This window comes from Massilimicrobiota sp. An80 (assembly GCF_002159255.1).
GTDB classification, from domain to species: Bacteria; Bacillota_I; Bacilli_A; order Erysipelotrichales; family Coprobacillaceae; genus Allocoprobacillus; species Allocoprobacillus merdigallinarum.
Genome location: NZ_NFHI01000058.1, coordinates 1 through 13,171, shown reverse-complemented (window position 1 = coordinate 13,171; position 13,171 = coordinate 1). Strand labels below are relative to the sequence as shown.

Below are 13,171 nucleotides of genomic sequence, written 5' to 3'. Positions count from 1 at the left end.
GATCATGAACTCCATGTGTGAGCTAAGATATAGTGACTTTACAAATGAATTTTCATTTAAGACCATATAATCAATATATTTTAAATATAGTTACCAACATTTATCTAGGGTTAGATTTTATTGAAAAATCATTCAATATCAAGACAATTTGAAACAGAAATTACCAAATCGGATACTTCTGCTTTGCAAAATCCCGAAACTCAAAATTAATATAGTATTGACATAAATGTTATGTTCTGATATTATTATTTCATAAGTTAGCTAAAGCTAACTATGTAAGGAGGTTTATATGAAAAAAATTTTTTTTGCTGTAGTAGTTACAGGTTTTTTATTGATGACAACAGCTTGTTCATCATCGTCAACTAATGAATATGAAAATAAAAATACAAATGCATCTACACAATTTCCAATTACAATGAAACATGCTTTTGGAGAAACAACGATTACAGAAAAGCCAGAGCGCATAGCAACCATAGCTTGGGGAAATCAGGATGTCCCATTGGCATTGGGAGTTGCTCCAGTTGGTGTTTCAAAAGGAAATTTCGGTGAATTAACGAAAGATGGGTTATCACCATGGACACAGGAGGCATTTAAAAAATTAGGAGTAACAGAGCCAGTAGTCTATGATGATACAGATGGGTTAGATTATGAAGCTATTGCGGATAGTAATCCGGATATCATTCTAGCTGCTTATTCAGGATTAACACAAGAAGAGTATGATACCTTAAGTAAAATTGCTCCTGTAGTTGCATATCCACGTGTAGCATGGCAGACATATTGGAGAGAGCAAGTTACGATTAATGCAGAAGCTATGGGGATGAAAGATGAAGGAGAAGCATTGGTTAAAGAAACTGAACAATTAATTGCGAATAAATTGAAAGAATATCCTCAGATAGAAGGCAAAAGCGGAGCTTTCCTTTGGGTTAATCCAGCAGATACTAGCTCATTCTATGTATATTTAACTAGTGATCCTAGAGCTTCCTATCTTACAGACTTAGGTTTATCATTCCCTGAAAATATTAAGGAAATGGGAAAAGATGAAACGACTTTCTCTTTGACGGTTTCCGCAGAAAATGCAGATATTTTAAATAATGTAGATATTTTAGTTACTTATGGTGATGATACAACCCTAAAAGCTTTACAGAAAGATGCTATCTTTGGAAAGATTCCAGCTATTAAACGTGGTTCAGTAGTAGTTATTGATAGTAATAGTGCATTAGCAGGTTCTGCGACTCCTACAGTTTTAGGTATTTCTGCAACAATTGATGAGTATTTATCATTAATTGGACAGGCTGCAGATAAGGTAAACGAATGAGAAAAAAGAATGTTTATTTCTTGTTTGTGATTCTTTCTCTATGTCTAATTGCTGTTTCTGCATTGTCTATTTTATATGGTTCTAAATCAGTAGATATGGAGACATTATTTGATGCATTATTTACCAACAAAGAAAGCTTTTCTATTAGTGTTGTTCAGGCAAGAATACCACGAACTTTGTTTGGTATTTTAGCTGGAGCTTCTTTAGGAGTATCTGGTTGTCTGATGCAATCAATTACCCGAAATCCAATTGCAGATCCTAGTATTTTAGGAATAAATACAGGAGCCTCTCTCTTTGTGGTTGTGGGAATTGCGTTCTTTTCAATCTCTTCACCAAGTCAGTATATCTGGCTTGGTTTCACAGGGGCTATATTAACTGCAATACTTGTTTATGGTATTGCTTCTGTAGGACAAAGTGGAGCTACTCCAATTAAGTTAGCACTAGCAGGAGCTGCAACATCGATGGCACTTATGTCATTAGTGAATACAATCATGTTACCAAATTCACAGGTAATGGATAGTTTTCGTTTTTGGCAAACAGGAAGTATTGGCGGAGCTAAGTGGAATATGATTTTAGTACTGCTTCCGTATTTCATTTTAGGATTACTTCTATCATTTTATTTATCATCTTCATTAAATACTTTAGCGTTAGGCGATGAATTAGCCACAAGCTTAGGAATAAATAGTAAGAAAGTAAGAGCAATGGCAGCATTTGCAGGAGTACTATTATGTGGTGCTACAACAGCATTAGCTGGTCCAATTGCTTTTGTTGGATTAATGGTTCCCCATATTATGCGATTATTAATAGGATCGAATATGCATTATCTCCTTCCATTATCTGCATTGGGAGGAAGCATACTGTTACTAGGTGCAGATATTATTGGAAGAGTAATCGCAAGTCCAGCAGAATTAGAAGTTGGAATTATAACCGCAATCCTTGGAGCGCCAGTCTTTATTTATATTGTTAGAAAGGTGAAAATACGTAGTTTATGAAAAAACAGACAAGAGAAATTATAGAACGTGTTTATCATCACCAGAGAAAAAGAATTATAACCATTACTATCATATTATGCATTATATTATGTATACTTATGGCACTATCCATGATGCTTGGTAATACTTTTTACTCTCTAAATACTGTTATTCAGTCCTTATTGTATGAAAATATACCAGGAGCATCATTTACTGTTAATACATTACGTTTTCCAAGAATGTTAGCAGGCGTATTTTGTGGAATAGCCTTTGGTATGGCAGGAAATACCTTTCAGAAAATGTTAGGTAATCCATTAGCTAGTCCTGATATTATAGGCGTAACATCTGGAGCTAGTACAGTAGCTGTATTTTGTATTCTTATCCTTCATTGGAGTGGAAATGCTGTTTCTATTGGCGCAATCTTAGGCGGAATGCTTGTAGCATTTCTGATCTATCGTCTATCGCAGGGAATCGGATCAAATAATGGCAGAATGATTTTAATCGGTTTAGGATTTCAGGCATTTTTACAAGCAGTGATTTCTTATATTATACTTCGTGCAGCACAATATGATGTAGCAAATGCCTTACGGTGGTTAAGCGGAAGTTTAAATAATGTCACAATAGAAGAAGCGGTTCGAATTGTAATTGTAGTAATTTTCATGGGAAGTTCTCTAGTATATTTAAGTAGAAGACTGATGCTTTTACAGTTGGGAGAAGATTTTGCGACTACTTTAGGTTTAAATATTCAAAGAACAAAGTTACTGTTGATTGTTAATGCAATTATTCTCTCTGCTGTAGCAACTTCCATCAGTGGTCCAATTGCAGCTGTATCCTTTTTATCTGGTCCTATCATTACTAGAATCTGCAAAGGAAATCAGGCTAATATGTTACAAGCCGGTCTTATGGGAGCTATTCTTGTATTAGCGGGAGATTTAGTTGCCCAAAATTTATTACCAGCTCGTTATCCAGTAGGAATTATTACAGGTATTTTAGGAGCACCATATTTATTACTGATGCTATTTAGAATGAATCATAAAGGAGGCTAATATGACAGATTGTTTATATGCAGAACATTTATCCTCAGGATATGGAAATCATACAATTGTGAAGGATGTCGATCTAGTGTTGCCAGAGCATAAAATTAGTGTAATAATTGGTTCAAATGGATGTGGGAAATCAACTTTATTGAAAACATTATGCAAATTAGTTCTTCCTTCAAATGGTGCTGTATATTTGAATAATAAAGACATACATAAATATCCTTCAAAAGCATTAGCAAAAAACTTAGGATTAATGCCACAGTCACCTATTGTACCTGAGGGAATAACTGTTGCTGATTTGGTCGCAAGAGGTCGATTTCCATATCGTCAGCCACTAAAAGGGATGAGCAAAGAAGATTATCAAATTGTTAGTGAAGCAATGGATATGATGGGTATCTCTGATTTAGCTGATCGATGTGTAGATGAATTAAGCGGTGGACAAAGACAGAGAGTATGGCTAGCTTTAGCATTAGCACAGGATACAGATATTTTGTTGTTAGATGAACCTACAACTTTTTTAGATATATCTTATCAGATCGAAATTTTAGACTTATTAACTGAATTAAATCAGAAAAAAGGTACAACCATCGCCATGGTATTACATGATATTAATCTATCTGCTCGCTACGCAGATTATATATTTGCGATATCTAATGGAAAATTACTAGCTCATGGAACACCAGAAGAAATAATTAATGAAGAAATCATACGAGAAGTTTATGGTTTAAATAGTAAAATTATTAAAGATCCTATAACACAACGGCCAATGATTATTCCTATTGGAAAATGTAAATAATTTATATTGAGGAATGGACAGTGTGGTTCATTCTTTTTATTATATAATTTTCAATGCTTTCGTTATTTGGATATCCAAATGATGAGGGCGTTTTTATTTGAAAATATTATTTTTTATCATTTTGGTTGCTATTTTATAAAAATCATATATAATGTTAGTATACCCCACAGGGGTATGGGAGGTATCTTATGAAACAGAAATATGATGTTGTGGGTATGACATGCAGTGCATGCAGTGCTCATGTAGATAAAGCTGTCAGGCATCTTGATGGTGTTCATGATGTTAATGTTAATCTTTTAAGCAATTGTATGGTTGTTGACTATGATGAAAATAAAGTCAACGATCAAATGATTGAAAAAGCTGTAGAAGATGCAGGATATAAAGCTGTATTAGAAAAAGAAACTGTTCAAGCACAGAAACAGAAAGAAACAGTTGATCATAAGAAAAAATCATTGATTCTTTCTTTTGTCTTTTTAATTCCTTTGTTTTATATTTCAATGGGACATATGCTAGGAGCACCTTTACCATCTATTCTTGTTGGTGAAGAAAATATGATGGTTTTTGCTTTAACGCAGCTCTTTTTAACTTTGCCAGTCATGTATATCAATCGTGGCTATTTTCAAAGAGGTTTTAAGTCTTTATGGCATCGCAGCCCTAATATGGACACACTTATAGCTATTGGTTCAACGGCTGCGGCAGTTTATAGTATTTATGCTATTTTTATGATGGGTTATGATTTAGGTCATGGCAATCTTCATGATGCTCATCAATATATGATGCAGCTTTATTTTGAGTCAGCAGCCATGATTTTGACCCTTATTTCTTTAGGAAAATATCTAGAATCTCGTTCTAAAAAGAAAACAACGGAAGCAATTGAAAAACTGATTCACTTAATGCCGTCTTCTGCAACACTTTTGAAAGATAATCAGGAAGTAGAAGTGGCTATTGAAGATGTGCAGATTGGCGATATTATGATTGTCAAACCTGGGCAAAATATACCTTTAGATGGTGTGATTATCAAAGGACAGACATCCATTGATGAGTCTATGATTACTGGTGAAAGTTTACCCGTAGACAAATCTGTCGATGATAAAGTGATTGGTGCAACGATGAATGTAGAAGGGTATATTCAAGTTGAGGTGACTCATACAAGTCAAGAAGCGACCTTATCACAAATCATAGAATTGGTTGAAGAAGCCAGCTCATCTAAAGCCCCAATTGCAAAACTGGCAGATCAGATTAGTGGAATCTTTGTACCAGTTGTAATTGTGATTGCTTTAGTGACATTTGTTTTATGGGTGACTCTTGGTGGACAGACTTTCCATTTTGCTTTAACATGTGCGATTGCAGTATTGGTTATTTCTTGTCCATGTGCATTAGGTTTAGCAACTCCAACTGCCATTATGGTGGGAACAGGAAAAGGCGCACAATTAGGTATTCTGATCAAATCAGCAGAAAATCTTGAATTATTATCTAAAGCAAAAAGTATTGTTTTAGATAAAACGGGAACGATTACAAAAGGAAAACCGCAGGTAACTGAAATTTATCCTATTGGTATAGACACTAAAGAGTTATTAACTTTAGCTGCTTCTATTGAAAGTTCATCACAGCATCCTCTTGCCAAAGCTGTGGTTGATTATGTCAAAGAGCAGGGGATATCTTTAAAAACTGTTGAAAATTTCCAGATGTTATCTGGTAAAGGGCTAAAAGGGACTATTGATGGCGGTATGATTTTATCTGGTAATCAACGTTTGATGAAGGAACATGATATTGATTTATCACCTGTACAAGCCAAAGCGCAACTTTTAGCAAGCCAAGGAAAAACGCCATTATTCTATGCTTATAATGGACAAATGATTGGTTTAATTGTTGTCAGTGATGTGTTAAAGGAAACAAGTCAAAACGCTATTAATCAATTAAAAGATATGGGATTAACTATTTATATGTTGACAGGAGATAATCAATTAACTGCTCAAGCGATTGGTGATGAACTGGGAATTCAGGTCATTGCTGAAGTTTTACCACAGGATAAAGAAAAACATATCAGAGATTTACAAGCAAAAGGTGAACGTGTTATCATGGTAGGAGACGGAATTAATGATGCTCCAGCGCTTATGCGTGCCGATATTGGTATAGCGATGACGTCGGGAACTGATATAGCCATGGATTCAGCAGACATTGTTTTGATGAAAAATGATTTACAGGATGTTGTGAATGCGATTGAACTGAGTCATGCAGTGTTAAAAAATATTAAAGAAAATCTGTTTTGGGCATTTTTCTACAATGTGATTGGAATTCCAATTGCAGCAGGTGTGTTCTATCCAGTCTTTGGATGGCTGTTAGATCCTATGTTTGGTGGTGCGGCAATGAGTTTGAGTTCGATCTTTGTTGTCAGCAATGCCTTAAGACTGAGATTTTTTAAACCTAAACATCAAAATACAATAATCAGACAGGAGGAAAAGAAAATGGAAAAAACAATGAACATTGAAGGTATGATGTGTCCAAATTGTCAAAAGCATGTAGATAAAGCTTTAAATAGTATTGAAGGTGTAGAAGCAACAGTAGATTTAAAAAATAACTGTGCTTATTTAAAATTATCTCATGATGTTGATGAAAGTGTCTTAATCAAAGCAGTTGAAGATGCTGGTTATAGTGTTAAAGGATTTGAATAATGCAGGCAGATCAAAAACATGTTATGCGTTTATTAAAAACAGCTCGAGGACAAATTGATGGCATCATGAAAATGATTGAAGATGATCGTTATTGTATTGATATATCTAATCAAATCATGGCAACTCAGGCTATTTTAAAACGTGCTAATAAAGAAATTATTGGAGCTCACATGCAGCATTGTGTTCATGATGCTATTGGCAGTCAAGATGCTGATCAAAAAATAGAAGAGATGATGGACGTTATCAATCAATTAATGAAGTAACAAAAAGTCAAGATTGTTTATTGCAGTCTTTGACTTTTTTCTTTATACTTTTTTATAAGGAGATGAACTGAATGAAACAAGGCGTTTTAATGCAATATTTTGAGTGGTATTTACCTTCAGATCCTCATTTGTATCAAAAAGTTAAGGCTGATGCACAGCATCTTTTTGATATAGGAGTGACAGCACTGTGGTTACCACCAGCTTTTAAAGGTATTGGTGGAACTCAGGATGTTGGTTATGGGGTATATGATTTGTATGATTTGGGTGAATTTTATCAAAAAGGAACTGTCCCAACAAAATATGGAACCAAAGATGAATATTTACAAGCAATCCAGGCCCTGCAACAAGTCGGCATACAGGTTTATGGGGATATTGTATTGAATCATAAAATGGGTGCTGATGGCTATGAAGATGTGAAAGCGAGTGAAGTCAATCAACATGATACCTATGATATTGAAAAACAAAATGAATGGATTCAAGTTCCGACTCTTTTTACTTTTCCCAATCGTCATCAAAAATATAGTGATTTTACATGGGATTGGAGTTGTTTTGATGGCATAGATTATGATGCCAAAACAAAACGTCATGCTACTTTTTTGTTTCAGGATAAAACATGGGACTCACAGGTTGATAATGAAAATGGGAATTATGATTATTTAATGGGAGCAGATTTAGATTTTTCAAATCATCGTGTTGTAAGTGAACTTAAAAGATGGGGAGAATGGTACTTAGATACAACACATATAGATGGTTTTAGATTGGATGCAGTTAAACATATTAATGCATCATTTTATCAGGATTGGCTTTATCATATGCGACAGTATACACACCAAGAATTATTTACAGTGGGAGAATATTGGCATGGTGATGTACAAAAATTACTTCAATATCTCAGTGAAGTGAATTATTCATTATCATTATTTGATGTTCCTTTGCATTATCATTTTTATGAAGCTTCACGTAGCTTTGGACAATATGATATGTCCCAAATTTTTAATAACACATTGGTTCAAAAAGCCTGTATGAATGCTGTCACATTTGTTGATAATCATGATACACAACCACAGCAAGGTCTGCAATCATGGGTTTTAGATTGGTTTAAACCACTGGCCTATGCCTTGATTTTGCTAAGAAAGGATGGTTATCCTTGTATCTTTTATGGTGATTATTATGGAATTGAAAAACCTTCTTTATCAGGACAAAATCAGGTTATAGATCGTCTTTTATATTTACGTCAATATTATGCCTATGGTCAACAAAATGATTATTTTTATGATCGTCATATCATAGGATGGACACGAGAAGCTTATGGATTGGCTTGTATTATGACCAATCAAAATGGTGGACAACTGTACATGTATGTAGGACAGCAATATCAAAATCAGATATTTTATGACTATTTAGAAAATGTCAATGAAACTGTCACTATTGATGACAAAGGGTATGGACTGTTTACTGTTCAAGATGGAAGTGTCAGTGTTTATATACCCAAAAAATAAAGTGGTCATCTGACGATCACCACTGAAAACTCAAATATAAAACTGTGATTAACAATGTTAACATGATAGCTGTCTGAAAGATTGTGGATAGAATTTTATACGAAGAATGTGGAAGTCCACGGTGACAGGCTTTTTGGATTAACTGATAAGTAATCAATAAAGGAATCAGATTGACTACGCTGAATAATGAACCGATACAGGCAATCACTGACATTGTTAATGCGCCTAGATAATATTCCTTATATGCATACTCCATAAATTTCACTTCCTTATATGTTTATTATATATGATTTCAAAAGGTTCAAGATGAAATTTATGTTAAGTTTCTATAAAGATTATAAAAAAACAATCTCTATAATAAAGATTGTTTTTTATGCTGTTTTTGTTTTTCTCTTGTTAAGAATAAAGACCACAATGATGACAATAATAAGCATAATTGCTGCACAGATACCTGCAGTAGGTAAAAGTTCAGGTTTACTGAACGCTTTTGTCCACATGGCTATTTTTCTAATGAATATTGCAATTGCATATCCGGCAGTCGCACTTCCTAGTAAGGCAAGAACAGCTTTAAACCATTTAGGAAAGACTTCTGCAAATAATACAGCTGTAATGAGGCAGATAAATGCAATAAACATACAAATTACAAAATGCATAGAGAAACCTCCTTTATATACAACAAATAAAATAACATAATTATGTTCAGATTGCAATAATATTATATCATGTCATTTTTTTAATCATGTGAAATTCTCTGAAAATGTAGAATTATAGCGATGAATATGTTAAACTATAAGACGTAGAAAAGAGGTAGATTATGAGATTTAATAGAGGTAAAAAATATACATATTATAGTTCGTATTCTCCATCAAGGCATCCAAGAATACGTTGGGATAGAATTGCTATTATCGGTATTGTTGTTGCAATTGTGATTGGAGTTATTGTATGGTTTAATTTTAGTCGTATTCAATTGGCTTTTAAAGGTTATTCTTTTTCACAACAAAGTGAAATACTTGCGTTAGAAAATAATGAAGTTGATGAAATCTTATCATATGATAAATTGGAACATATTTCACAATGGTTGAGCCAAAGTCAAAAAGTTCAATATTATGATGAATATGAAAAATATCTATCCTTACATAAGGATATGCAAGTGAAAGAAGTTATTTCAACTATAGATAATATTTTTGATAATTATGTTCCTAAATTAACAACGCTTAATTATTCAAATGATCAGATTTGGGAAGTTTTAAAAACCGCAGGTGTGAATGAAGTTAAACATTTGGTAGATAAACAATATACTTATGCCCAAATTGAACCATTTATGCAAGTCAAAGGATTTGTTTTTGAAGATATTGATCAATACATGGAATCATATGAAGAAAATAAAAATTATAATTATGCTGTATTGATTACAACATATCCATTTATTATTTCTGAAAATGAAGTTGATCAACCTTATACAATTCAAAATCCAGATGATGTTTTAACATTAGTGAAAAAAGGATTCTATTTACCAGCTAATTATGAACCATCTGATTTAGTGAATCCAGATCCTGATAAGGTGAAGGTGGCATCTGATTGTGACGATCCAAGATTGAGAAAAGAAGCTGCTAATGCTTTAGTAGAAATGTTTGATGCTGCTAAAAAAGAAGGTTATGATTTGGTTGTGAATAGTGCTTATCGTTCATATGCAGATCAAAAGGCAACATATGATGATTACTTCAATAAATATGATCCTGTGACTGCAGCAAGTTTAGTTGCTGAACCAGGAGGAAGTGAACATCAGACAGGATTAGGTGTTGATTTAACATGTCAGGCTGTTATTGATGATAAATTAAATGGTATTGAAAATAGTCGTTTTGGTTATAAACCTGATTATAAATGGTGTGTAGCAAATTCTTATAAATATGGTTTTATTTTAAGATATGAAGAAGATAAAGCTGGTATTACAGGTATTGCTAATGAACCATGGCATTTTAGATATGTTGGAAAAGAAGCAGCAAAAGAAATCTTTAATAATGGTTGGACATTAGAAGAATATTGCTTAAATAAAGGGGTTATCCCTGATATTAAGAAAGGTCAATAATCTAGGGTTATCCCTAGATTATTTTTTAGGAGAAAATCATGAAAACATTAATAACAACTCTCAATTCAAAATATATTCATACGTCATTATCATTGCGTTTGCTTTATGTAGCTTCTTATCATCGCTTTGATGTTGATTTTAAAGAATATACAATTAAGGATTCACTTGAACATATTGTTGATGATTTATTATCAATGCATTTAGATATGATTGCGTTTTCTTGTTATATATGGAATATTGAATATATTGATAAGCTATGCCATATGTTACGTCAAAGACAACCTGATATTATTCTTGCTTTAGGGGGACCTGAGGTCACTTATGAACCACAGTACTTTTTAGAGCATATACCAGTAGATTACATTTTAAGTGGTGAAGGGGAAGAAATATTCCCTCAATTATTAGAAGCTTTAGAAAAGAAACAGGATGTATGTTTACCAGGTGTCAGTTATCGTGGGCATATCTCATCAACAGTAGCTGTTGCAGATTTAAAATATGTAGAATCCTTAGATTCGCCGTATTGTTTACCACAAGATCAAAAAGATATGGGTAAACGTATCTTATATTTTGAAACAAGTCGAGGGTGTCCATTTCAATGTCAATATTGTTTATCTTCATTAGAACAGGGACTTAGATTTTTTAGTGAAGACTATCTCAAAAGACAACTCAATTTGATTTGTCATAGTTCAGCCAAAACAATTAAATTTTTAGATCGTAGTTTTAATGCTGATGCAAATCATGCTATTATGATTTTAGATTATATTTTTAAACATTATCAAGAAGGACAGCAATTTCAATTTGAAATTAATGCTGATGTCCTTAATCAAAAAATTATTGATTTTATTAGAGAAAAAGCACCAAAGGGATTATTGAGATTTGAAATAGGAATTCAATCAACTTATGAACCGACAAATCGCGCAGTCAAAAGAATTCAGAATTTTAAACGTTTAAGCGAAGTGATCACTATGTTAATGCAAGATGGTCAATGTGATTTGCATTTAGATCTCATTGCTGGTTTACCATATGAAACATATGAAAGATTTGCTCAATCATTTGATGATGTTTTTGCCTTTCGTGCAAAAGAATTACAATTGGGCTTTTTAAAACTATTAAGAGGAACATCATTACGTAATGATGCTAAAGATTATGGGTATGTCTATCAAAAAGAGCCTCCTTATGAAATGCTGGAAAACAAATGGTTATCTCATGATGATATGGAAAAGATTCATATGGCTGAAGATATGTTGGAGAAATACTGGAATAGTGGGCGTTTTGTACATACGATGAATGCGGTGATGGATGATGTTTCTTCGCCATTTGCGTTCTTTTATGATCTTTCATGTTTTTATCATGAAAAACAATATAAAAAAATAGGTTATCAGTTAGATGAACTTTATCTTTACTTGGATTCCTATTTACCTGAGAAGTATCATGATTTATTGATTATGGATTATTTATTGCAGTTTAAAGTGAAACCTAAAAAATGGTATCAGCCAACTTTAACTCCACAATCAAAAAAACAGGTTTTAAGAGAACTTTCACAAAAATATCAGCTTGATTCTGAGCTCTTATTTAGATATGCAGTTGTAGAAGAAATTCAAGATCATTATCTTGTTGTCATCTATAAAGATTATCAATGTCAGTGGTCGATGTATAAGAAAGGGTGATCATAGTATGTTAACGATGGTTGAATATGTTCATCAAAGAATATCAACGTATTCTTTTCAGGTGGGTGTTGATTTTACTATGGGAAATGGTCATGATACACTTTTTTTAGCTGAACAGTGTCCAAAGGTCTATGCTTTTGATATACAGCCTGAAGCATTGGAAAATACAAAAAAACGTTTAGGAGATAGACAACATGTACAACTGATTTTAGATAGTCATGAAAATATGAAACAGTATTTTTCATCATTTGATATAGGAATATTCAATCTTGGCTATTTACCACAGGCTTCTCATCATATTACAACAACATTGCCGTCTACTCAAGAGGCTGTCTGTCAAGCTATTGAAATGATGAAAAAAGCACTTTTTATTGTTGTTTATCCTGGCCATGAAGAAGGATATCAGGAAAGTTTATGGATTCATGAATATGTATCACAGTTAGATTCTCATCAGTTTCATGTTTCGTGCTTTCAAATGTTGAATAAAAAGAAAGCACCCTATGTTATTGAAATAGAAAAGAAGCAGTAAATTCTGCTCAATGTCGTCAATTTAACGACAAATTTAAATTAGAAATCTGACATATTCAGATTTCTTTTTTTGTTTATTAAGATTCATAAATAATTATAGAAGTGATATATCATATTTAGTGAAATCTCAATGATTTAATGGTATACTTGTAGTATAGAAAAGGAGTGGTTTTATGTTTGTGAAGGTTGTTCAAAATAATAGAGGCAAAAAAGGAACTTATTTCTGCTCTCTTGTTGAGTCTTATCGTGATGGTGATAAAATCAAGCACCGCACTATTCGTAGTTTTGGTCTTCTTACTGAAGAACAGGTTCCCTATCTTAAAGCCATGTATGC

12 protein-coding genes are annotated in these 13,171 nt (G+C 33.0%); 10 read left to right on the top strand and 2 right to left on the bottom strand.

Translation table 11 applies throughout. The features are described from left to right. Window positions 1-289: 289 nt before the first annotated feature. From B5G32_RS12165 to B5G32_RS12135, 7 genes are all read left to right on the top strand, one after another. Window positions 290-1,315, top strand: coding sequence for an iron-siderophore ABC transporter substrate-binding protein (locus B5G32_RS12165; protein ID WP_087936795.1), 1,026 nt, complete (start codon window positions 290-292; stop codon window positions 1,313-1,315). Continuing rightward, window positions 1,312-2,307, top strand: a complete 996-nt coding sequence (locus B5G32_RS12160; protein WP_087936794.1) for a FecCD family ABC transporter permease — start codon at window positions 1,312-1,314, stop codon at window positions 2,305-2,307. Before B5G32_RS12165 ends, B5G32_RS12160 begins: the two co-directional genes overlap by 4 nt. Next, window positions 2,304-3,332, top strand: a complete 1,029-nt coding sequence (locus B5G32_RS12155; protein WP_087243229.1) for a FecCD family ABC transporter permease — start codon at window positions 2,304-2,306, stop codon at window positions 3,330-3,332. Before B5G32_RS12160 ends, B5G32_RS12155 begins: the two co-directional genes overlap by 4 nt. Before the next feature lies 1 nt (window position 3,333). Continuing rightward, complete coding sequence (locus B5G32_RS12150; RefSeq protein WP_087254783.1) at window positions 3,334-4,122, top strand: ABC transporter ATP-binding protein; 789 nt, start codon at window positions 3,334-3,336, stop codon at window positions 4,120-4,122. A gap of 188 nt (window positions 4,123-4,310) precedes the next feature. Continuing rightward, entirely contained in the window at window positions 4,311-6,794 is a 2,484-nt protein-coding gene (locus tag B5G32_RS12145; RefSeq protein WP_087936793.1) for a heavy metal translocating P-type ATPase, read from the top strand. Beyond that, window positions 6,794-7,057 (top strand): metal-sensing transcriptional repressor, encoded by a 264-nt coding sequence (locus tag B5G32_RS12140; protein WP_087243232.1) that lies wholly within the window; start codon window positions 6,794-6,796, stop codon window positions 7,055-7,057. Before B5G32_RS12145 ends, B5G32_RS12140 begins: the two co-directional genes overlap by 1 nt. A 71-nt stretch (window positions 7,058-7,128) precedes the next feature. Next, complete coding sequence (locus B5G32_RS12135; protein WP_087936792.1) at window positions 7,129-8,556, top strand: alpha-amylase; 1,428 nt, start codon at window positions 7,129-7,131, stop codon at window positions 8,554-8,556. A gap of 16 nt (window positions 8,557-8,572) precedes the next feature. On the opposite strand, the gene B5G32_RS12130 is transcribed toward B5G32_RS12135, so the two are convergent. Next, window positions 8,573-8,812: a hypothetical protein gene (locus tag B5G32_RS12130; protein WP_087936791.1), complete on the bottom strand. Its 240-nt coding sequence runs from the start codon at window positions 8,810-8,812 to the stop codon at window positions 8,573-8,575. Between the two features lie 115 nt (window positions 8,813-8,927). Beyond that, the gene (locus tag B5G32_RS12125; protein ID WP_087297604.1) at window positions 8,928-9,209 is read right to left on the bottom strand and encodes a hypothetical protein; all 282 of its coding nucleotides are present in this window, start codon (window positions 9,207-9,209) and stop codon (window positions 8,928-8,930) included. A gap of 161 nt (window positions 9,210-9,370) precedes the next feature. Between B5G32_RS12125 and B5G32_RS12120 the strand changes: the two genes are divergently transcribed. Genes B5G32_RS12120 through mnmM form a run of 3 tightly spaced genes read left to right on the top strand, consistent with a single transcriptional unit; the run spans window position 9,371 to window position 12,838 of the window. After that, window positions 9,371-10,642: a M15 family metallopeptidase gene (locus B5G32_RS12120; RefSeq protein WP_087936790.1), complete on the top strand. Its 1,272-nt coding sequence runs from the start codon at window positions 9,371-9,373 to the stop codon at window positions 10,640-10,642. A gap of 38 nt (window positions 10,643-10,680) precedes the next feature. Further along, window positions 10,681-12,309 carry a B12-binding domain-containing radical SAM protein gene (locus B5G32_RS12115; RefSeq protein WP_087936789.1) on the top strand — a complete coding sequence of 543 codons (1,629 nt, stop codon included), beginning with the start codon at window positions 10,681-10,683 and terminating at the stop codon, window positions 12,307-12,309. A gap of 7 nt (window positions 12,310-12,316) precedes the next feature. Continuing rightward, on the top strand, window positions 12,317-12,838 hold the full coding sequence (mnmM, locus tag B5G32_RS12110) for a tRNA 5-(aminomethyl)-2-thiouridylate-methyltransferase MnmM (RefSeq protein WP_087297601.1): 522 nt from the start codon (window positions 12,317-12,319) through the stop codon (window positions 12,836-12,838). Window positions 12,839-13,171 lie beyond the last annotated feature (333 nt).

What these genes read in the sequence shown, in the direction of transcription:
- B5G32_RS12165 (WP_087936795.1), top strand. Translation starts at nt 290, where the DNA reads ATGAAAAAAATTTTTTTTGCTGTAGTAGTTACAGGTTTTTTATTGATG.
- B5G32_RS12160 (WP_087936794.1), top strand. Translation starts at nt 1,312, where the DNA reads ATGAGAAAAAAGAATGTTTATTTCTTGTTTGTGATTCTTTCTCTATGT.
- B5G32_RS12155 (WP_087243229.1), top strand. Translation starts at nt 2,304, where the DNA reads ATGAAAAAACAGACAAGAGAAATTATAGAACGTGTTTATCATCACCAG.
- B5G32_RS12150 (WP_087254783.1), top strand. Translation starts at nt 3,334, where the DNA reads ATGACAGATTGTTTATATGCAGAACATTTATCCTCAGGATATGGAAAT.
- B5G32_RS12145 (WP_087936793.1), top strand. Translation starts at nt 4,311, where the DNA reads ATGAAACAGAAATATGATGTTGTGGGTATGACATGCAGTGCATGCAGT.
- B5G32_RS12140 (WP_087243232.1), top strand. Translation starts at nt 6,794, where the DNA reads ATGCAGGCAGATCAAAAACATGTTATGCGTTTATTAAAAACAGCTCGA.
- B5G32_RS12135 (WP_087936792.1), top strand. Translation starts at nt 7,129, where the DNA reads ATGAAACAAGGCGTTTTAATGCAATATTTTGAGTGGTATTTACCTTCA.
- B5G32_RS12130 (WP_087936791.1), bottom strand. Translation starts at nt 8,812, where the DNA reads ATGGAGTATGCATATAAGGAATATTATCTAGGCGCATTAACAATGTCA.
- B5G32_RS12125 (WP_087297604.1), bottom strand. Translation starts at nt 9,209, where the DNA reads ATGCATTTTGTAATTTGTATGTTTATTGCATTTATCTGCCTCATTACA.
- B5G32_RS12120 (WP_087936790.1), top strand. Translation starts at nt 9,371, where the DNA reads ATGAGATTTAATAGAGGTAAAAAATATACATATTATAGTTCGTATTCT.
- B5G32_RS12115 (WP_087936789.1), top strand. Translation starts at nt 10,681, where the DNA reads ATGAAAACATTAATAACAACTCTCAATTCAAAATATATTCATACGTCA.
- mnmM (WP_087297601.1), top strand. Translation starts at nt 12,317, where the DNA reads ATGTTAACGATGGTTGAATATGTTCATCAAAGAATATCAACGTATTCT.